This is a genomic window from Paraburkholderia sp. JPY465, assembly GCF_050436725.1.
In the GTDB taxonomy this organism is placed as follows: Bacteria; Pseudomonadota; Gammaproteobacteria; order Burkholderiales; family Burkholderiaceae; genus Paraburkholderia; species Paraburkholderia youngii.
Genome location: NZ_JBNDMT010000003.1, coordinates 1,340,886 through 1,361,375, shown reverse-complemented (window position 1 = coordinate 1,361,375; position 20,490 = coordinate 1,340,886). Strand labels below are relative to the sequence as shown.

Sequence of the window (20,490 nt, the reverse complement as noted above, 5' to 3'; positions counted from 1 at the left end):
TTAAAAAAATGCCGCCTTGGCGGTCGAGCAATCTTGAAAGAAGCAGGCTCAACGCGTCGAAGTCCGACTTCGAGAAACGCGAAAGCCGCTCGCTCCATTCGCGAGCCCTGCCCTGAGTTCGCTGGCAATCAGCTGACGCGCCTGCCCCAGCACGGACACCAGCTTCTGCGTCCGCTCGAACTCGTCGTTGATCGAATCGTCCATCGATCGCCTCCGCAATATCTGACTTCAATATATTTGACTTTGCAGATTCAGGCAAGCGGATTTCCTCGCCGTCTGTACTGCATGGTGTAAAACTGAATTGAGCTGCCGGCGACAATCGCTCCGATTTCCTCGGGGCTTTGTTTTCTCCGGCACGGATTCGCGCGCTGCCCGCGCGCTCTGAGGAGGACAGAACGATGGCTGACAAGCCGCTTACCCTGGGTATCGATCACGTCGGACTCACCGTCCGCGATCTGAACCTCACACGCGACTTCTTCGTGAAGTGTCTGGGCTGGAAGCAGGTGGGCGAAAGGCCGGCCTATCCGGCGGCATTTGTATCGGACGGACATGTAGTGTTGACGCTCTGGCAGGTCACTGACCCAAGCCGTCTCGTCGAATTCGATCGCAAGGTCAACGTCGGACTGCATCATCTTGCGTTGCGCGTGGGCAGCGAGGAAGCACTGAAGGATGTGTTCGCGCGCGTGTCCGCATGGCCGGGCGTCAAAGTCGAATTCACGCCCGAAGAACTCGGTGGCGGCCCCAAACGCCACACGATGTTGTACGAGCCGGGTGGCATCAGACTCGAGTTCGATCACGACCCGCGAACCCAGGCATCGTGAACGCGGGCGCGCGCTAGACCGAAGCGCGATCACTCACCGCTTGTTCCTGCGGCTCGCAACTGTCACGCGATCGGCGGCGTGCCTTCCGTGCTGGCCTCGCTGACCAAGGGCGGCCTCGCCGCCGCGATCGGCTCGCTCGCACTCGAGTATGCGAAGCGCGGCATTCGCGCCAACGCGGTGTCGCCTAAGCCGGCCATGCGATGAAGGCGCACGCGCCACTCAGTGTGCGCGCGTGCGCGGCGCGGTCACTGGGGGTATCGTGGGTTTGGCCAACTGCTCGATCAGAAATTCGACGAACGCCCGCACGCGCGAAGTCAGATAGCGAGCGTGCGGATACAGCAGGATGAATGGCCGCGTGCGCCCGCCCGCTTCGCGCAACACTTCCACCAGCCGACCTTCGCGCAGGTCGTCTGCCACGACGAAGCGATACGTCTGAAAGAGACCCGCGCCGGCACGCGCGAGCGTCACGCCGGCGAGCGCATCGCCCGAGGTTCCATAGCTTCCCCTCGTCAGCACGTCGCCATTTTCAGCGGAGCCCTCGAAGGTCCACGCGAGATGACGCCCGCTGCTCGGCATTTCGAACTGGATGCACTCGTGGGTCTGCAGGTCCTCGACGGTTTTCGGCACCCCCGCGCGCTTCAGATAGGCCGGCGTCGCCACCACGACCATCTCCGCATCTTCGAGCTTGCGCGCGACCAGGTTCGAATCGGCCGGTGCGCGTCCGCGTATCGCGAGATCGAAACCTTCGTCCGCGAAGTCGATGTTGCGGTTGCTCAGGTGCGTCTCCACCTGAACTTGCGGATAGCGCTCGCGAAACGCCGGCAGCAACGGCAACACGCGATAGTGCCCATACGGCGTCGGCATGCTGATGCGCAGCACGCCGGCCGGCGTGGTCTGTTCGCCCGTCACTTCGCGCTCGGCGTCCGTCAGTTGCGACAACGTCTGACGGCACTGCTCGAAGTAGCGCCGCCCCGCGTCGGTCAGACGGATCTGGCGCGTCGTGCGCACGAACAGGCGCACACCGAGCCGTTCCTCGAGCCGCGCCACAGAGCGGCTCACGGCCGCCGGCGTCACACTCGCGGCGTTGGCCGCGAGCGTAAAGCTTCCGAGCTCCGCCGCGAGACAGAAAAGCTCGATGCTGCCCAGCAGCAGATCGTCGAATTTGCGTTGCATGCCTGTCTCCGTTTGTATTTTTGTTGCGAGGGATGCGTGCCGATGTCTTCGATCGATGCGAGGCATGAAAACCAGACTGCTCAGCTCCACACCGATTGCAGCCGCTCGATACTTTCACGCGTTTCACGTTCGAGTTGCGCGATCAGTTCGCCGGCGGGCATCGAACGCGCAAGCGGCGCGGCCTGGCCCGCCCATTGCGCGCCGTAGCCGGACTCACCCTTGGCCTTGGCGGCTGCATTGAGCGCTTTGCCCGCGTCGTAGGTGATCGGATAGGAAGGCGTTTGCGGAGCTTTCGGGTCCTCGCCGAGCGCCGTGAAGCGATTGACGATGCTGCGCGCGAGGCGCCCCGAAATGGCAGACGTCAATGTAGTCGAGCGCGCCGCATCGCTGAGCAACGCGCTGCGATAAGCGTCGTCGATCGAGGTTTCCGGGCACGCGACGAAGGCCGTGCCCATTTGCGCCGCCTGCGCGCCCAGCGCGAGCGCGGCCGCGATGCCGGCGCCGTCCATGATGCCGCCCGCCGCGATCACGGGCAGGTCGAACTCGCTCGCCAGCAGACGCGTCAATGCGAACGTGCCGAGGCGCTCGTCACGCGAGGTCGTGTCGAATATGCCGCGATGACCGCCCGCCTCGATGCCCTGCGCGACGATCGCATCGACGCCTGCTTCGACGGCCGCCGCCGCTTCGTCGAGATTGGTCGCGCTCGCGAGCAAACGGATGCCCGCGTGCTTCAGTTGCGCGATCACCGCATCGGGCGGCAAGCCGAAATGGAAGCTGACGACGGCCGGCTTCTCCGCGAGCAGCATCGCCTGCATCGCGGTGTCGACGACGAAGCTCGTGTAGATCTCGGAGAGCGCTTGCGGCGGCGTCGCGCCGTATTGCCGGAACACCGGTTCGAGCCAGGCGAGCCATGCACGCTCGACGGCCGCATCGGGGGTGGCCGGGCGATGGCAGAACACGTTGATGTTGAACGGTTTCGTCGTTAGCTCGCGGGTCTGGTGGATCGCCCGGCGCGCGTTCTCGACGTTCATCGCGGCAACGCCGAGCGAGCCCAGACCGCCCGCGTTCGACACCGCGGCGGCGAGCGCCGGCGTGGTGACGCCGGCCATCGGCGCCTGAATGATCGGCTTGTGGATGCCAAGCGTGCGCAATAACGCCCGATTGTTCGTTTGAGTGCTCATGTTCCCTTTCCCACCGATGCGTTAAAAGGTTCAATGTACCTGCCGGCTTGCCAGCTTGCCAGGTTCCAGCGTGGCCGTGCGCCGGCGCGCGAGGCCACCGCGGGCGATCGGACGCAGCGCGACCCGCTCGTCAACATTGTGCGCCACGCCGATCGACGGCATCGCCAGGACCATACCGATCGCCGGTGCAGATGAAACCGTCGCATTCATTTGGCGCTGCGCGCGGCGAACAGATCGACGGCGAGTGCGAACAGAAGCGCCACCGCGCCAATCGCGTAGAGCACCGGATAATTGCCGCCGCTCGAAGAGAACACGAACGAAAGACCGTAGGCCGCCAGCGCCTGCATCACGGCGAAGCTCGTCGTCGCGCGGCTCCAGGCGTCCTTGACGGCGGACGGATGGTGCACGAGCAACTCGTTCACGCGACCGAGCGCCAGCGGCACGATGCCCGGCGTGAACGCACCCACGATAAAGGCGGACACCATCAGCCCCGCCGGCCCGAATAAGCCCGCGGCCGGAATCGCGACCGCAACGGCCTGCACCAGAAACGCGACACGCAACGCGCGGCCGAACCCCGCGCGATCGGCGAGATGCCCCGCCGCGAGCGGCCCGACGATCGCGCCCAGGCCGTACAGCACCCAGAACTCGGCGCCCGCATCGACGCCCCGGCCGAGCCCGCGCGCGACGAAATCGACGAGGAACAGCATGTGCGGCACGAGTCCCACGGCGTTCAGGCCATATTCGGCATAGAGCGCGCGCAGGCCGGCGCGGGGATACGCAGGCGCTTTTTCGAAGCGCGAATGCGCGGCGGCGTGCGCTGGCGCCGCCTGCTCGGGCCAGCCGTTCCACGCCACGGCGGTCAGCACGAGCGAAACGGCCGCGAGCCCGAGCCACGTCCACGTGAGCCCCTGGTGCAACAGAATCGGCACGATCGTGCCCGAAGCGGCGATGCCGAGTCCGATGCCCGTGAAGATGCCGCCGCTCGCGAAGCCCCGGCGCGCCGCCGGCACGTGCGCAAGGATCGTCGGCGCGGCGAGCACCATCAATGCGCCGCCCGCGAGCCCCGAGGCCAGACGCCAGACGAAAAACCACAGGAACGACACGGGCGCCGCGCAGGCGACGAAGGCGATGGTCACGAGCAACATCATCGCGCGCAATACGGTGGCGGGTTTCGCCACTCGCACCATCGAGCCCGCCAGCAGCGCGCCGGCCAGGTAGCCGCCGAGGTTCGCCGCGCCCAGATAAGCGGCGCTCGAGGCGGGAAACCAGTGCGCGCCGATGATGGCCGGCAAAAGCGGCGTGTAGGCAAAACGCGCGAGACCAATGCCGATCAGGCTCGCGCTGGCTCCGGCGAGGGTGCCTCGCCAGACGTTGTAGCCGGCCGAAGCGGCCGGATTCGAGACGGCTTGCTGCATGACGACTCCCATGGATCGGTGTTGTTAAGCACCTGATGAATATGGAAGGCAGTCTAGATCGAGTCGCGTGCCGAGAGAATCACCGCGCCGTGGAAGTCATTCTTCCGCGTAGCGATCGAATCAGCGTCGATCGGCGTCGATGATTTGCTGGGCCCGCTCGAAATACTCGCGCAGCAGTGGCGCGGCGAAATCGACGAAACTGCGCACCTTCGGCACCGCAAGGCGCCCCTGCGGCGTCATCAGATTGACGGGCAGCGGAGCATGCTCGTTGTCGCGCAGCACGATTTTCAGCGCACCGGCCTTGACCTGTTCGGCCACGTGATACGAGAAAAGCCGCGTGACGCCGTGCCCGTCCACAGCCGAAGCCCGCGCCGCGCGGATCGTGTTGACGATCAAGCGCGGCGTGAAGCGCACGACCTGCGGCAGCGCCGTTTGACGCGCGGCCGGAAAGCTCCACGAGTCGAGCCCGAAATGCGTCATCGAGATGATCGGATGGCTGGCGAGATCGGCGGGCATCGCGATGGCCGGATGCGTGGCGAGATAGTCGGGCGAAGCGACCACCACCCGCCTCACTTCGCCCACCGGAATGGCGACGAGCGTCGAGTCCTGCAGATGCGCGATGCGCAGCGCGACGTCGATGCCCTCGTCGACGATGCTCACGGGCCGGTCGTGCAGGTGCAGACGGATCGACGCCTGCGGGTGGCGATCGAGAAACGCATCGACGATCGGGCGCAGCACCTCTTCGCCCACCGCCACCGCCGCCGTCACGCCAAGCAGGCCGCGCGGCGCGGAGCGCTCGTCGGCGGCGAGCAGGTCCGCCTCCTCGAGATCCGCGAGGATGCGCCGGCACGCTTGCGCATAGCGCTCGCCCGCTTCGCTGAGCCGGATCGTGCGCGTGGTGCGATGTAGCAGCGGCGTGCCCGTGTGCGCTTCCAGAAACGCGATGGCCCGGCTCACTGCCGCGGGCGAGCGGCCCAGCCGGCGGCCTGCGCCCGCCAGACTTCCCTCGTCGAGCGTGGCGACGAATACCTTCATGGCGTCGATACGGTCCATTGCGTGTTGGTTTTGAGATTGGGCTTTGGGAGCGCCGCGGTCTTTTGGGTCGATGAATTCCGGCACGATCTTAGCGGAATACGGGAAGCGTCAGAGCGGCAGTTTGTTTCGCCACTTCGTCCTCGACCGTTTTCGGGCGAGCGCTGCGCAACCGATGATCCAGATCAAGAGTACGGCGCCCACATCCGTTGAAATAGTCCCATCCATCCGCGAGCAACGGAGGAATCATGAAGCTGACCTTTCTCGGTGCGAGCGAGACCGTCACCGGTTCGAAGTATCTGCTCGAAGAACCCGGCTTGCGCATCCTCGTCGATTGCGGGCTGTTTCAGGGCCTCAAGAACCTGCGGCTGCGCAACTGGGCCGCACTGCCGGTGCCCGCCGACTCGATCGACGCGGTGCTCCTGACTCACGCGCATCTCGACCACAGCGGCTATCTGCCATTGCTCGTGCGAAACGGCTTTCGCGGTCCCGTGTATTGCACGCCCGGCACCGCCGCGCTGTGCGAGATCATGCTGCGCGACAGCGCGAAGCTACAGGAAGAGGAAGCGGAATTCGCGAACCGCCACGGCTTCTCGAAGCATCGGCCGGCGCTGCCGCTCTACACGCAGGACGACGCGCAGCGCGCGCTGCATCTGCTTGCGCCCCACCGCTTCGATACGCCGGTCGACCTGCCGCATGGGCTGTGCTTTCGCTTTCTGCCGTCGGGGCACATCCTCGGGGCGGCGAGCGTCGTCATGTGCCGCAATCACAAGGTGCTGGCGTTTTCCGGCGACGTGGGCCGCCCCCACGACCCGATCATGCGTGCGCCCGCGCCGCTCGCGCATGCCGATTACCTCGTCGTCGAGTCGACCTACGGCGATCGCCTGCATCCGGACTCGAACCCGCGCGACGACCTCGAACGGATCTTCAGCCGGACCTTCGCCAAAGGCGGCGTGGTGGTGATGCCGTGCTTCGCGGTCGGCCGCGCGCAGGAAGTCCTTTACTACATCGCGAAGCTGAAAGAGACAGGGCGCATGGCGCACGTGCCCGTCTATCTGGACAGTCCGATGGCGACCAGCGTCACCGACGTGTATCGCAGGCATCTCGCCGAACATCGTTTGACGATCTCCGATGCAAATGCGATCGACAAGGCCGCGATCATGGTCCGAAGCGTCGAGCAATCGAAGGCGATCGCGTCGCATAACGGACCCATGGTGATCATCGCGGGCAGCGGCATGGCGACCGGCGGGCGCGTGCTGCATCACCTGCGTTTATACGCGTCCGATCCGCGCAATACGATCGCGCTGGTCGGCTTCCAGGCGGCCGGCACGCGCGGCGCGGCGCTGGCGGCCCACGAACCGTCGATCAAACTGTTCGGTGAATACGTGCGGGTGCGCGCGAACGTCGAATCGATCCCGTCGCTATCCGCGCATGCCGATTACCGCGAGTTGCTGAACTGGCTGTGGAGTCTGACCGACGCGCCCGCTCGCACCTTCGTCACGCATGGCGAGCCCGCCGCGGCCGATGCGATGCGGCGGCATATCGTCGAGACGCTCGGCTGGTCATGCGAGGTGCCGGTGTATGGGCAAAGCGTCGAGCTCGGGCAGTTTTAGGCCCGTGCAACGGTCGAACGGAATCGTCGGTCGCGAGTGGGAACGTGGCTGTTATCGTTCGGCTGCGTCACCGATGGGTTCGCGTGGCGGGCTCGCATCGACGACGAGATCGTCGACCACCGCGCAGACGCCGGGCGCGCTCCACGCGACGCCGCGCACGACCTTGCGTTCCGCGTATGAGCCCACCTTGCCCGTCAGCGTGACCGTGCCGTCCTTCACCTCGACGCCGATGTGCCTGACTTCGCGCTCGGCGTGCCGCCGCATCGCTTCTTCGATGTTCTTGCTGATCTCGTCGGTCGCCACCTTGCGGCGCACCTCGATCGCGTTCGTCAGGCCGCGAATGCCGCGCATCTGGCCGACCGCGCGCGCGACGATGTGGCGCTGGTAGGCCCAGTCGACCATACCCGTCAGCGTGACCCAGCCTTTTTCCACCTGGATCTTGATCGCATCGTGGGGCACGGCGACGCTCCAGTACAGAATCGCGTGGACCGCGCCCGCCACGTCCTCGTCGCTGTGTTGGTCCGGCTTCGGCAGCCGGACCTGCATGTCCACCGCAACCGCCTTCACACCCGCCACGCGCTGCGCGGCTTTTTCTGCGGCCAGTTTTTCGGCGAAGCTCGGCGGATGGCCCGACAGCGTGACGACGCCGTTCGTCACCTCCACGCCGATATCCGTCGCGGTGACCGCGGGGTCCCATTCGAGTTCTTCCTCGACTTCCCGCTGCAGTTGTCTGTCGGTTTTCACCAGGTGTCTCCTCGCGACTAGCCCGTGCGACGGCGCGCCAGCCTGCCGTGTCAGTCGATGGTCAGCCGCTTGCGATCACCGGACGTCTTTTTCGGCAAGCTGAGCGACAGCACACCGTCCTTATACTCGGCTTTCGCGTTCGCCTCGTCGACCTCGCCGCCGAGCGAGAACGAGCGGCTGAAGGTCCCGGCGTAGCGCTCGCGGCGGATCACGCGCTCTCCTTCCTTTTCCTCCGTGTTGCGCTCGACCTTCGCGTTGATCGACACGACGCTCCCGTCGATCTGCACGTCAATGTCTTTCTTGTCCACGCCGGGCAGTTCAGCTTTCACCGAGTAAGCCGCGTCGCTTTCCGTCACGTCGATCTTCATCGACGCGAGTTCGGTCTCCTGGGTCGACAGCATCGACCGCATCGGCCGGAAGAAACCCTGGAACAGTTCCGACACAGGGTCCAGCGAAAGCGGATCAAAACGCGTCAGATTGCTCATTGCACTCTCCTTAGGATAAGCAGGCCACGACCGGGCCCAGTCGACCGAGCCGAGCTGGGCTCACCATGCCTTCAGCGTAGCGGGGCGCGCGGGCGCGTCGTTGATCCACGTCAAGCGCGTCCGCTCGACGGGTCACGCGGAGAACCTGAAGAACCCGCTATGCAGCAGCACGGGCTTGGCGCCAACCTCTTCGAGCAGTTGTCTGGCGGCCTGTTCGATCTGATAGCGGTGCGCGAGGAACGCCTGGACCAGATCGTCTTCCCGCAGCGAGCGTGCGCCGAAATGATCTTCGAGCGCCTCGGCCGTGATCGCGCATTGCACGGGCCGATCGTCGACGAGCGCCGGAAACGCCAGCACCAGATCCCGGGCGCAGTATTCGGGCATGCAGGATGGAAAGGAAATATGCATGGTGAGGCCCCCACGGGCATGAAGTGCCGCGACGTCTCCAGCTTAAACACGCAATTCACGGCGGATTTGACGTACGTCAAGGCGGCCGCGGCGGTGTCGGCACGAGGAGTCATTCGCCCGTGCGCGTCACGGAGTCCGCATCGGTGTCGCTGCGTCGCGCGGCGGCGTCGAGCGTCTGCCGCAACGCCTTCAGTTCGGCGTGCAGGCGTACGATTTCATCGTTCAGATGCTTGATATCCCGATGCATCTCACGCCGCAACGCCCTCTCTTCCTTGCCGATGAATGCGGCGGCGATGCTCGCGAAGACCAGAGACAACATGCCGTAGCCAAGCAGCACGACAAATGCAGCGAACACGCGCGATGCGGGCGTCGTCGGCGCGATGTCGCCATAGCCGACCGTAGCGCTGCTTTCGAACGCAAGCCACAGCCCTTCGGAGTAGGAATGCACGTGCGGTTCGAGCCAGTAAAAGCCGGCACCGGCCATCGCGAGCACGAGCGCGCCGGCGAGTAGCAGCCACATCAGACGGTTCGGCGTGACGAACTCGCGCAATGACAGCACGATACGCAACGCGACGACGCCCATGAACGACAGCCGCAGCAGCCATTCGACCGGCTGCCACGGCGGCGTGCCGAAACCGGTGCTGAGCGCCGCGCCCAACGCGATGAGCAGGTCGAGCCAGTTGTTTGCGAGCAGCGTCTTTGGCCGTCTGCTCAGATGGGCCAGCCAGGTGAACGACAACGCAAAGCCAGCGAACATGCCCAGGTACAGGGTACGCGACAGGATCAGTGCAAACGGAGTGGGCACCGTCAGTTCGATGTAGAACGCGGGGATCGCGCAGAAGCTCAGCGCGCACAGCCCCCAGCGCAGGCGGCGCCATGCCCGCACGGCGCGCGGGCCGTCGTGCGCGCTTGCACCGCCCAATCCGTAGCCGCCGGGGCCGTGGTCGATCATGTGGTCCGTCATCGCGCGAATGGCTTGCGGCCTGTCGGGTTTCGCGCGATACCGTCGTGGTGCGGCAAACGCACAGAGGCCGCGCGATCATCGTTGCAGGCTAACCGACGCGTGGCTGTCAGCCTTGATGCAGATCAGTGCTTGTGAAAAAGCCGTGCGCGTTTAGCGCTGTCAAAGCGGGTGCCATACGGTTTGAGCAACGCCGGCCGCGACACACAGCACGACGACCGCAAGCGGCGGCACCTTCCAGCGCAGCAACAGCAAAAAGCCGATGCACGCGACGGCGAAATCCGTCGCCGACAACACCGCGCTAGTCCATACCGGCGAATAGAGCGCGGCGGCCAGCAGGCCGACCACCGCGGCATTGACGCCGGCAAGCGCCGCCGCCATCGCCGCACGCGCGCGCAGCGCCTGCCACCACGGCAATGCGGCGAGCACGAGCAGCAGACCCGGCAGAAAGATGCCCACTGTCGCGAGCAGTGCGCCGCTCCAGTGTCTGGGTGGCAGCGCCATCATCCAGCCGAGAAACGCCGCGAACGTGAACAGCGGTCCGGGTACCGCCTGGGCCGCGCCATAGCCAGCCAGGAAGTCGTTGGGCGCGACCCATCCGGTCGCGACGGTTTCGCGCTGCAACAGCGGCAGCACCACGTGCCCGCCGCCGAACACGAGCGCGCCCGAGCGATAGAACGCGTCAAATACGCGCAAGCCTTGCGAGGTTCCGCTTGCCGCCCACAGCGGCAACGCGAACAGCAATGCGAAGAACACCACCAGCGCGGCGATGCCTGCCGTGCGCGACACCTGGAAATCGGCGGTCCGCAGCGCAATGGCGTGCGGCGCTTGCGTCCCCGTGGTCCGGCACAGCGCGACACCGAGCACGGCTCCGGCGCCGATCACGATCAGTTGGGCGTAGACGGTGCCAAGCACACTCAGCAATGCGAGCGATGCGAGCGCGATCGCCGCGCGGCGGCGGTCGGGACACAGACGCCGCGCCATGTCCCAAACGGCCTGCGCGACGACGGCCACCGCGACGAGTTTCAGCCCGTGGATCACACCCGTGCCGAACGCGCCGCCGAGGTCCGGCGCGATCGCGGCAAAGGCCAGCATCACGAGCACCGACGGCAGCGTGAAGCCGCACCAGGCGGCTAGGCCCCCGGCCCACCCGGCGCGCAGCAACCCGATCGAAAATCCCGCCTGGCTGCTCGCGGGGCCCGGCAGAAACTGGCACAGGCCGATCAGGTCGGTGAAGGCTTCGTCGTCGAGCCAGCGGCGCCGCTCGACGAACTCGCGCCGGAAGTAGCCGATATGAGCGATCGGGCCGCCGAAACTGGTCAGCCCGAGCTTCAGAAATGCGCTGAAAACCTCGATAACGCGGGTGAGCCGCGAGCGGCGCGGCGACGACAAATCAGTATCCATGGATGGGCGGGTCGAGCGATGCCGATTTAGCGAGGTGACGGAACCTCGGGTCGGCGACAGGGCCTCGTGTTTTGACGACGCACAGTATAGAGGTCTGCGGCGCGGCGCACGCGTGCCACGTACCATCGCCCCGGCTCGCCGCGCCCCGCCTACGACGCTTCGATCAACACCTTCAGCGCGCGCGTGCTCGACGCGCTGGAGAACGTGTCGTAAGCCGCAAGAATATCGTCGAGCCTGAACCGATGCGTGATCAGACGCGTCGGATCGATCCGCCCCGCCTTGACCGTCTTCATCAGCATCGGGGTACTGACGGTATCGACGAGACGCGTCGTGATCGCGATGTTGCGATCCCACAGCTGTTCCAGATGCAGATCGCACTTCACGCCGTGCACGCCGACGTTCGCGATCGTTCCGCCCGGCGCGACCAGTTGCTGGCAAAGCTCGAACGTCGGCGGAATGCCGACCGCTTCGATCACGCAGTCGGCGCCGACCGCTTCGGTCAGCTTCAGCACTTGCGCGACCGCATCGGTATGCGCGTTGTCGACGCACGCGGTCGCGCCGAAGCGGTGCGCGACCTCGAGCCGATTGTCATCGGGATCGATCATGATGATCTGCGCCGGCGAGTAGAACTGCGCGGTCAACAACGCCGCGAGCCCGATCGGCCCGGCGCCGACGATCGCCACCGTGCAGCCCGGCTGAACTTTGCCGTTGAGCACGCCGCATTCGAAGCCGGTCGGCAGAATGTCGGACAGCATCACGAGCGCCTCTTCGTCGAGGCCGGCCGGAATGCGGTACAAACTGCTTTGCGCATGCGGAATGCGCACGTATTCGGCCTGCGTGCCGTCGATCCGGTTACCGAGAATCCAGCCGCCCGTCGTGCAATGCGAATACATGCCGCGCCGGCAGTAGTCGCAGCGGCCGCACGAGGTGATGCACGAGATCAGCACGTGATCGCCGGCTGCGAGCCCGCTCACCGCGTCGCCGACCTGATGCAGGACACCGACGCCTTCGTGGCCGAGAATGCGGCCCGGCTCGCAGCTCGGCACGTCGCCTTTGAGAATGTGCAGATCGGTGCCGCAGATCGTCGTGCGGGTGACTTTGACGATTGCATCGGTGGGCGCCGCGAGTTCGGGGATCGGCCGTTCGTCGAGCGACTTTTTGCCCGGACCGTGATAGACGAGTGCTTTCATGACGGACTTCTCCTGTGGCCGGAATGAAACACGATGCGTGGCGGCAAAGGGGTTCTCGCGTCAAACCGGTCGAGTCATGCGTCGGCTAGCGGCGGCGGGTACGCCATGCGTCACGCGCTTACATCATGCGCCCCGGCGTCGCGGGCGGCTTGATCTGCGTCAAGCACCCGGGGTTCGACTGATTGCGGGCTGCTGCGTCCGAGCTACGAAAACAACGCCGACACGTCGATGTCGGCCATTTTTTCGAGTTCGTCGCGGCGGGTATCGCACGCTCGCCTGATCGTCGCGCCTGGGATGATCCACACGGCCAGCGAGATGAACGCGAGACTACCGAGCGCAATGAAGGCCGTCGGGTAACCGAAGCGGCTGGCGAGCCATCCGCCGAGCAATGGACTCAGGCAGCCGCCCGCCGCTTCCACGCTTTTCACCGCGCCCTGACCGAGGTTCACCCGCCCGCTGCCATGCAACAGGTGCACGACGAGAGCCGGTATCGCGACGCTTTGCAGCCCGGAGCCCAGACCGTCGAAGATTTGCACCGGCACGATCCCCCACTCGGCCGTGATCCACGCCGCGGTCAGGCCTCGCAGCGGCAGCGTGACCAGTGTCGCGAGGATGACCCACCAGAAACCCCAGCGACGGATCGCGCGGCTCGCGTAGACAGCGGCGCACAGCATCACGAGCTGGGAAATGATGATATTGGCCGCCGTGATCGCGCTGGCGTCGCTGTGGTGGGCCGCCGCCTGCGCAAGGCTGTAAAGCGGCAGCAGCGTGGAATTGCCGAGGCTGAAGGCGGCCAGCGCGAGCGCGAGCAACAGCAACGGGCGGCAGCGGATCAGCGCGCGTACGCTGTCCGCGCGCACCTCCGAGCGATCCTTGTCGTCCTCGTGCGCGAGGCCGCGCGCATAGTGCCGATGCACCGCGCGCGCGGGAATCAGCAACACGGAGACAATGCACGCGATGCCGAACGCCGCCCCGAGCGCGAACACCCAGACGATGCCGAGCCACCAGCCGATCGCGCCGGATAAAGCCGCCGCCACGATGTTGCCGGCGTGGTTCGCCACCTGGTTGCGGCCGTACTGCCGGTCGAAGTTTCTGCGGCCGCTCATGCCGAGCGTCAGTCCCATCAGCGCGGTGCCCATGACCGAGCCCGCTACTGCCGTTGCGATCTGCGAGAGCGCGATCGGCCAGTAGCCGCGCGAGAGCCAGATCACGCACGCGGCGGCGACCGTCAGCGCGCTTGCGGCAACCACCACCGCGCGCCGATGGTAAATGGCATCGACCAGCGCGCCAGCCGGAGCCGTCACGAGCACGCTGACGATGGCCCCCAACGTCAGCACGGTGCCGATCATGTCGGGGCTCCATCCATGCGCTTGCAGATAGATGCCGAGAAAGGGTCCCGCGCCTGCCTGCACATCGGCCGCGAAGAAGCTGACTGCCAGTAAGGGGGTGGTCGGTTTCGTGTTGTGTTCTTCCAGTTTTTGACGGGCGCGAACGATGGACTTCCATCGATCAGTCGTCCGTCCGGACATTGCGCAAGGCGATCAGCGCATATCTCGCCGGAGCATCGAGCGTGCCTGGGACTCAGTAGAAGCCCGTTGTCCATGGAGAGTAAGTGGCGTCGGATTGCTCAAGCTGACCGGCTCGGATGATCGCGCAAAAACCGAAGGCACTGCTATATCACGGCGCACGGTTTGCCGATAATGGAGGTTGCGGCAACGCATGCTTCGCAAGCAACTGCTGATGGCGCGCTTCGGTGGCCTCGTCGGCGGGGAACATGCATTCGATGCGCAGCTCCTGCGCGGCCACGTTTTGCGGTGTGCCCACGGTCGTGACCATCGAGAAATAGCGCAGCACCTCGCCGTCGCTGATGAAGCCGAGTGGAATCATCGGCAGCGTCGCGGGCGTCGTGGAAGAGCCATGATGCGTCTTCCAGTCGCGCGGCACATCGGGATACGCAAGCAGTTCATCGAGTAGACGTTTCGTGTGGGCACCGACGACATGACCCACCGATTCACGATACACGCGTTGCAGCAGGCTTCGCGCGACCTGCTCCCAATCGGCCACGAACGGACGCATGCCGAGCGGATCGAAGATCAGATGCAGCATGTTGCGCGGGCCTTCGCGAGCGGCCATGTCGATGAAGCAGTCGAAAAAGCGCGGCGCCGCGTCGTTGCTCATCAGCACGTTCCAGTCGCGGTCCATCACGAGCGCCGGAAACGGTTCATGCTGACGCACGACCCGTTCTAGCGCGCGAACCACGCCGTTCATCTCCTGCGCATTCCACGGTGCTTCCGAATAGACCGGTGCGTAACCGGCGGCAAGCAGCAGCGCATTGCGTTCGCGCAGTGGCACGTCGAGAGTTTGCGCAAGCGTCAACAGCGTGTCGCGGCCCGGCACGCTGCGCCCGCTTTCGATGAAGCTGATCTGCCGCTGCGAGAAGCCGGCTTCGAGCGACAGATCGAGCTGACTCACGCCGCGCACGTCACGCCAATAGCGCAACAGGCTACCGAGATCGCCCGGCTGCACTTTCGGATCGTGACTCGTGACGTTCATCGTATTGCCCTCCTGTTAATGGGGTGAAAAGAACTGCTTCAGCGCGTGGACGCGTGCCACGCGAATCCCGCCAACTGCGGTTCGAGCGGCGCGCCGTAGTGAAAGACTAGTGACGGCCGCGCGGCGCGCCAATTACATCGGATGTCATCGTCATCGGCCAATTGACGGCGGCTTCTTTCTGGCGACCCGCCTGGGCGCGGACTATGATGTTTGAGTTTGTTCCCCTCTTGTCCCGTTCACCACTGGAAAGGAAGAACATCATGCCCACGATGAAAGCAGTCGAAGTAAAGCAGGCCGGCGGCCCGCTCGAACTGGTCGAACGTGAAGTGCCCGAGGCGGGCGCCGGTCATGTGCGTATCAGGATTCAGGCTTGCGGCATCTGTCATAGCGATGTGATGACCAAGGACGGGCTGTGGCCGGGCCTCAATTATCCGCGCGTGCCCGGTCACGAGATCGCGGGCGTGATCGATTCGCTCGGTGCGGGTGTCGAGGGCTGGCAGCTCGGGCAGCGTGTCGGGGTCGGCTGGCACGGCGGCCATTGCGGCAAATGCGAACACTGCCGCCGCGGCGACTTCGTGCTGTGCAAGTTTGCGCTGATCCCCGGCATCAGCTACGACGGCGGCTACGCCGAATACATGGTAGCCCCGGTCGAAGCGCTCGCGCGCATTCCCGACGATCTGTCCGATGTCGATGCCGCGCCGCTGCTGTGCGCGGGCATCACGACCTTCAACGCGATACGCAATAGCGGCGCGCGCGCCGGCGACGTGGTAGCGATTCTCGGTATCGGCGGTCTCGGTCATCTCGGCGTGCAGTTCGCGCGCAAGATGGGCTTTCGCACGGTGGCGATCGCGCGCGGTCAGGACAAGGCCCCGCTCGCGCAGCAACTGGGCGCGCATCACTACATCGACAGCAAAACGGAAAACGTCGCCGAGAAGCTCCAGGCACTGGGCGGCGCGAAGCTGATCCTCGCCACGGTGACGAGCGGCAAAGCGATGACCGCCACGCTCGGCGGTCTCGGCCTGAACGGCAAGCTCGTGATGGTCGGCGTTTCCGAGGAGCCGATCGAAGTGCCGATCGTGCAGTTCATCATGGGACGCAACTCGGTGCAAGGCTGGCCCTCGGGCACCTCGGCCGATTCGCAGGACACGCTCGCGTTCAGCGCGCTCACCGGCGTCAAGCCGATGATCGAGGAGTATCCGCTCGCCGAGGCGGCGCAGGCCTACGACCGGATGCTGAGCGGTCACGCGCGTTTCAGGGTGGTGTTGAAGATGGTCTGAGTGGATACCTGGGACGCAGACGAAGAAAAAACGCGATTGCCGGCATCCCGGCAATCGCGCTCGATGACTACTCAAAGCTACCTTCAAACACTGCGTCGGCGTGGCAATTAACCACGCGCCGCAGTGGCTGGATCAAGCGAGATCGAAACGATCCAGATTCATCACCTTGACCCACGCGGCAATGAAGTCGCGCACGAACTTCTCCTTACCGTCCTCGCTCGCGTAGACCTCGCTCAAGGCGCGCAGCACCGAGTTCGAGCCGAACACCAGATCGACACGGGTACCCGTCCACTTGACCTCGCCGGTCTTCGCGTCGGCGCCTTCGAACGTTTCCGCGGCCTCCGACACCGGCGTCCATTCCGTACCCATATCGAGCAGGTTACGGAAGAAGTCGTTGGTCAGCGTTTCCGGTTTGTCCGTCAGCACGCCTTCCTTGCCACCGCCCACCTTCAGCACTCGCAGGCCGCCGATCAGCGCCGTCATCTCGGGTGCCGTCAACGTCAGCAGTTGCGCCTTGTCGATCAGCAGCTTCTCCGCCTCCACCGGGAACTTGCCGCCCAGATAGTTGCGGAAGCCGTCGCGGACCGGCTCGAGCGCGCCGACCGATTGGACGTCGGTCTGATCCTGCGACGCATCCATGCGACCCGGCGAGAACGGCACCGTCACCTGCTGCCCGGCGTTCTTCGCAGCCTGCTCGATGCCGGCACTCCCCGCCAGCACGATCAGGTCGGCGAGCGAAATCTTCTTGCCGCCGGACTGCGCACCGTTGAACTCGCTCTGGATGCCTTCGAGCACCTTCAGCACCTTCGCGAGCTCGGCAGGCTGGTTGACTGCCCAGTCCTTCTGCGGCGCGAGCCGGATGCGCGCGCCGTTGGCGCCGCCGCGCTTGTCCGAGCCGCGGAACGTCGAGGCCGAGGCCCACGCGGTCGTGACCAGTTGCGACACCGATAGTCCGGACGCGAGGATCTTCTGCTTCAGCGCCGCGACGTCCTTGTCATCGACGAGCGGGTGATCGACGGCCGGGATCGGGTCCTGCCACAGCAGTTCCTCGGCCGGCACTTCCGGGCCCAGATAGCGGGCGCGCGGACCCATGTCGCGGTGCGTGAGCTTGAACCATGCGCGCGCGAACGCGTCAGCGAACTCGTCCGGGTTGTTCATGAAGCGCCGCGAGATCTTTTCGTAGATCGGGTCGAGGCGGAGCGACAGGTCGGTCGTCAGCATCGTCGGCAGCAGTTTTTTCGACGGGTCGTGCGCGTGCGGGATCGTGGGCTCTGCGCCCTTCGCAACCCACTGATTCGCGCCGGCCGGGCTCTTGGTCAGCTCCCATTCGTGGCCGAACAGGTTTTGGAAATAGCCCATGCCCCACTGCGTCGGCGTCGAGGTCCACGTGACTTCGATACCGCTCGTGATCGTGTCGCCACCCTTGCCGGTGCCGAAGCTGTTGCGCCAGCCGAGCCCCATCTCTTCGAGACCGGCACCTTCCGGTTCCGGACCGACGTTCTCGGCGGGTCCCGCGCCGTGCGTCTTGCCGAATGTGTGGCCACCGGCGATCAGCGCGACCGTTTCCTCGTCGTTCATCGCCATGCGGGCGAACGTTTCGCGGATGTCGACCGCCGCCGCGAGCGGATCGGGATTGCCGTCCGGGCCTTCCGGGTTCACGTAGATCAGGCCCATCTGCACCGCGCCGAGCGGGTTTTCGAGGTTGCGTCCGGGCGGATCGGTGCGGCTCTTTTCGGTGCCGTGCAGTTCTTCGTCGGCGACCAGCACGCCTTCGTCGTCTTCCCTGCCGGCCGCGCCCTTGCCATAGCGCACATCGCCGCCGAGCCAGGTCTTTTCATTGCCCCAATAAACGTCCTGATCCGGTTCCCACGTGTCCTCGCGCCCGCCGCCGAAACCGAATGTCTTGAAACCCATCGTTTCGAGCGCGACGTTGCCGGTCAGGATCAGCAGATCGGCCCACGAAATTTTCTGGCCGTATTTCTGCTTGATCGGCCATAGCAGCCGGCGCGCCTTGTCGAGGCTCACGTTGTCCGGCCAGCTGTTGATCGGCGCGAAACGCTGCTGGCCGCGCCCTGCGCCGCCGCGGCCGTCGCCGATGCGGTAGGTGCCGGCGCTGTGCCATGCCATACGGATAAACAGCGGCCCGTAGTGGCCAAAGTCAGCGGGCCACCACGGCTGCGAATCGGTCATCAGCGCGGCGAGGTCTTTCTTGATCGCGTCGTAGTCGAGGCTCTTGAATGCCTCGGCATAGTTGAAGTCCTTGTCTAGCGGATTGGAGCGGTTCGAATGCTGGTTCAGCAGGTCGACGCGCAATTGCTTCGGCCACCAGTCTCGAATGGTTGTCCCGCCGCCGGCGGTGTGGATGAACGGGCACTTTGCTTCGTTTGACATGCGTTCTCTCCTTTGGAGGATGTCTCCGTTGTCGATCGGAGTCGGTGCAAAGCACTCTCTCCAATCCCATGCAAGGTACTTGTTATGCGTTTGTCATCCTGTCAGGCTTCCGTGGCAACTTGACGATCGAGGAACCCGACAGTCAGCCGAACGATTCGGCAGTGCACTCATGAAATCCAGGGTTGAAGGAAACGCAGCCGGAGTCCCTGACGGATAACTCCGCGGATGACTCCGGCCGACGCGCCACTCCTATTCGAATATAGGCGAGGGCAAACTTCAATAGAATTCGAATCCGGCAATGCCGGTAATAGATGACGACTATAGCGGGCAACAATCGCGCGGCGCGCTCCATTACTGTATGCCGATCGATCGTCGCTGCGTCGAAGCTTGAGCGCGCCCCGCTGTTTTGCGCCAGGCGCGGCCTACTGTGTGATAGGGTTTCGCGTTTCGTCCGCAACAAGATGGGCGCTGTTTTCTTTTCAGGCAAACGCTTCGGACAGCGCCTGAGCGGAGCAGAATGACGCCAACCGGCGTGCGCCCGAGGAGTCTCCCGAACCGTGTCCAAAGCCGTGCCGAAAGCTGCCCCGAACGCTGAGCTCGCCACCGTCCAGCCCGTCGAATCGCTCGTCGTGCCGGAACTGCTCGATGGCCGCGACGGCACCAACCGCGGCGCGGCGGAAAACTCCCAGCTATCGGCGCGCAACGACCTCGACGCCGTGCGCGCGTGGCTCTCCAATTACGCCGATACCAAGACTACCTTCGACAACTACCGCAAGGAAGCCGAGCGGCTGCTGCTATGGGCCGTCGTGCAGCTCGGCAAGCCGCTGTCGTCGCTCACGCACGAGGATCTGCTGCTGTTCAAGGCGTTCATCGCCGATCCGCAGCCGGCCGCGCGCTGGGTGTCGGCGAACGGCGGCAAGTACGCGCGCGGCGACGCGCGCTGGCGACCGTTCAACGGGCCGCTGTCGCCGGCCAGCCAGCGCCAGGCGCTGATCATCCTGAACGCGATGTTCACGTGGCTCGTCAACGCCGGCTATCTGCGCGGCAATCCGATGGCGCTGTTGCGACAGCGCGCGAAGCGCTCGGCGCCGCGCGTCACGCGCTATCTGTCGACGTCGCTGTGGGACGAAGTGAAGCTGTTCGTCGAGCAGCTGCCGCAAGATACCGATGCGCAGCGCGCGTACTACGCGCGCTGCCGCTGGCTGACCACGCTGTTCTATCTGCAAGGCATGCGCATTTCGGAGGTCGCCGGCGGGCAGATGGGCCAGTTCTTCAGAAGGCTCGGCGCCGACGGTCAGGACCAGTGGTGGCTCGAAACGCTCGGCAAGGGCGACAAGGAGCGGATCGTACCCGTGTCGGCCGAACTGGTTCAGGAACTGCGCAGCTACCGGACGCGAAATGGCCTCGCCGCGCTGCCGACCCGCGCCGAGGAAACCCCGCTCGTGCTGCCGTTCAAGGGTCGCAATCGCTGCCTGTCGCGCTCGGCGATTCACGACGCGATCAAAGGCATCTTCGCGGGCGCGGCGATGTGGTTACGCGCGCGCGGTCCCGAATTCGCCGATCGCGCCGACGAACTCGAGCGCGCGTCGGCGCACTGGCTGCGGCATACGGCGGGTTCGCATCAGGCGGACGGCGGCGTCGATCTGCGCACGATCCGCGACAATCTCGGCCACGTGTCGCTGAATACGACCAGCCTTTATCTGCACACCGAGGACGACGCGCGGCATACCGAGACCGTCAATCGGCACCGGATGAACTGGCACGACGCGAAGTCTGAAGAAGGCAATCCGGACGGCCATTAAGCGCGGATCGGGACCCCGGCTGCGCACGCGCAATGGCGCA

Annotated in this window: 19 protein-coding genes and 1 pseudogene; 5 read left to right on the top strand and 15 right to left on the bottom strand. The window is 65.2% G+C overall.

Translation table 11 applies throughout. The features are described from left to right. Nucleotides 1-48: 48 nt before the first annotated feature. A complete protein-coding gene (locus QFZ94_RS20885; RefSeq protein ID WP_410848053.1) occupies nt 49-204 on the bottom strand; it encodes a hypothetical protein in 156 nt (51 codons plus the stop codon). Nucleotides 205-398: 194 nt separating this feature from the next. Between QFZ94_RS20885 and QFZ94_RS20880 the strand changes: the two genes are divergently transcribed. Next, the gene (locus tag QFZ94_RS20880) at nt 399-821 is read left to right on the top strand and encodes a VOC family protein (RefSeq protein WP_410848052.1); all 423 of its coding nucleotides are present in this window, start codon (nt 399-401) and stop codon (nt 819-821) included. A 63-nt stretch (nt 822-884) separates the two neighbouring features. Then, nucleotides 885-1,007, top strand: a pseudogene (locus tag QFZ94_RS20875) (3-oxoacyl-ACP reductase); the annotation flags it as partial. 33 nt (nt 1,008-1,040) lie between these two features. On the opposite strand, the gene QFZ94_RS20870 reads toward QFZ94_RS20875, so the two are convergent. From QFZ94_RS20870 to QFZ94_RS20850, 5 genes are all read right to left on the bottom strand, one after another. Beyond that, a complete protein-coding gene (locus QFZ94_RS20870; RefSeq protein WP_429459211.1) occupies nt 1,041-1,994 on the bottom strand; it encodes a LysR substrate-binding domain-containing protein in 954 nt (317 codons plus the stop codon). Between the two features lie 80 nt (nt 1,995-2,074). Then, a complete protein-coding gene (locus tag QFZ94_RS20865) occupies nt 2,075-3,175 on the bottom strand; it encodes an NAD(P)H-dependent flavin oxidoreductase (RefSeq protein ID WP_429459209.1) in 1,101 nt (366 codons plus the stop codon). Nucleotides 3,176-3,205: 30 nt separating this feature from the next. Next, on the bottom strand, nt 3,206-3,385 hold the full coding sequence (locus QFZ94_RS20860) for a hypothetical protein (RefSeq protein WP_368586943.1): 180 nt from the start codon (nt 3,383-3,385) through the stop codon (nt 3,206-3,208). Then, complete coding sequence (locus tag QFZ94_RS20855) at nt 3,382-4,590, bottom strand: YbfB/YjiJ family MFS transporter (RefSeq protein WP_429459207.1); 1,209 nt, start codon at nt 4,588-4,590, stop codon at nt 3,382-3,384. Before QFZ94_RS20855 ends, QFZ94_RS20860 begins: the two co-directional genes overlap by 4 nt. 120 nt (nt 4,591-4,710) lie before the next feature. Further along, nucleotides 4,711-5,643: a LysR family transcriptional regulator gene (locus tag QFZ94_RS20850; RefSeq protein ID WP_429459205.1), complete on the bottom strand. Its 933-nt coding sequence runs from the start codon at nt 5,641-5,643 to the stop codon at nt 4,711-4,713. A gap of 227 nt (nt 5,644-5,870) precedes the next feature. Between QFZ94_RS20850 and QFZ94_RS20845 the strand changes: the two genes are divergently transcribed. Beyond that, entirely contained in the window at nt 5,871-7,235 is a 1,365-nt protein-coding gene (locus tag QFZ94_RS20845) for an MBL fold metallo-hydrolase RNA specificity domain-containing protein (RefSeq protein WP_429459203.1), read from the top strand. 51 nt (nt 7,236-7,286) lie between these two features. Here the strand turns inward: QFZ94_RS20845 and QFZ94_RS20840 are convergent, their stop codons facing one another. The 8 genes from QFZ94_RS20840 to QFZ94_RS20805 all read right to left on the bottom strand — a co-directional run bounded on the left by QFZ94_RS20840 (nt 7,287) and on the right by QFZ94_RS20805 (nt 14,980). Next, nucleotides 7,287-7,979 (bottom strand): BON domain-containing protein, encoded by a 693-nt coding sequence (locus QFZ94_RS20840; protein WP_429459201.1) that lies wholly within the window; start codon nt 7,977-7,979, stop codon nt 7,287-7,289. Nucleotides 7,980-8,029: 50 nt separating this feature from the next. Then, nucleotides 8,030-8,464 (bottom strand): Hsp20/alpha crystallin family protein, encoded by a 435-nt coding sequence (locus QFZ94_RS20835; RefSeq protein ID WP_368586938.1) that lies wholly within the window; start codon nt 8,462-8,464, stop codon nt 8,030-8,032. Nucleotides 8,465-8,596: 132 nt separating this feature from the next. Beyond that, the gene (locus QFZ94_RS20830; protein ID WP_368586937.1) at nt 8,597-8,872 is read right to left on the bottom strand and encodes a DUF1488 domain-containing protein; all 276 of its coding nucleotides are present in this window, start codon (nt 8,870-8,872) and stop codon (nt 8,597-8,599) included. A gap of 109 nt (nt 8,873-8,981) precedes the next feature. Then, on the bottom strand, nt 8,982-9,836 hold the full coding sequence (locus tag QFZ94_RS20825; RefSeq protein WP_368586936.1) for a potassium channel family protein: 855 nt from the start codon (nt 9,834-9,836) through the stop codon (nt 8,982-8,984). Between the two features lie 159 nt (nt 9,837-9,995). Next, nucleotides 9,996-11,237 carry a chromate efflux transporter gene (gene chrA, locus QFZ94_RS20820; protein ID WP_368586935.1) on the bottom strand — a complete coding sequence of 414 codons (1,242 nt, stop codon included), beginning with the start codon at nt 11,235-11,237 and terminating at the stop codon, nt 9,996-9,998. A gap of 149 nt (nt 11,238-11,386) precedes the next feature. Then, nucleotides 11,387-12,427 carry a zinc-dependent alcohol dehydrogenase family protein gene (locus QFZ94_RS20815; RefSeq protein WP_429459198.1) on the bottom strand — a complete coding sequence of 347 codons (1,041 nt, stop codon included), beginning with the start codon at nt 12,425-12,427 and terminating at the stop codon, nt 11,387-11,389. A gap of 203 nt (nt 12,428-12,630) precedes the next feature. Next, nucleotides 12,631-13,902: an MFS transporter gene (locus QFZ94_RS20810; protein WP_410848077.1), complete on the bottom strand. Its 1,272-nt coding sequence runs from the start codon at nt 13,900-13,902 to the stop codon at nt 12,631-12,633. A gap of 202 nt (nt 13,903-14,104) precedes the next feature. Next, entirely contained in the window at nt 14,105-14,980 is an 876-nt protein-coding gene (locus QFZ94_RS20805; RefSeq protein ID WP_429459196.1) for a helix-turn-helix domain-containing protein, read from the bottom strand. A 260-nt stretch (nt 14,981-15,240) separates the two neighbouring features. Here QFZ94_RS20805 and QFZ94_RS20800 point away from each other — a divergent pair, with 260 nt between their 5' ends. Beyond that, complete coding sequence (locus QFZ94_RS20800; RefSeq protein WP_368586931.1) at nt 15,241-16,257, top strand: alcohol dehydrogenase; 1,017 nt, start codon at nt 15,241-15,243, stop codon at nt 16,255-16,257. 132 nt (nt 16,258-16,389) lie between these two features. Here the strand turns inward: QFZ94_RS20800 and katG are convergent, their stop codons facing one another. Beyond that, nucleotides 16,390-18,648: a catalase/peroxidase HPI gene (gene katG / locus QFZ94_RS20795; RefSeq protein WP_429459194.1), complete on the bottom strand. Its 2,259-nt coding sequence runs from the start codon at nt 18,646-18,648 to the stop codon at nt 16,390-16,392. Nucleotides 18,649-19,205: 557 nt separating this feature from the next. Here katG and QFZ94_RS20790 point away from each other — a divergent pair. Next, on the top strand, nt 19,206-20,450 hold the full coding sequence (locus tag QFZ94_RS20790; RefSeq protein WP_368586929.1) for a tyrosine-type recombinase/integrase: 1,245 nt from the start codon (nt 19,206-19,208) through the stop codon (nt 20,448-20,450). Nucleotides 20,451-20,490 lie beyond the last annotated feature (40 nt).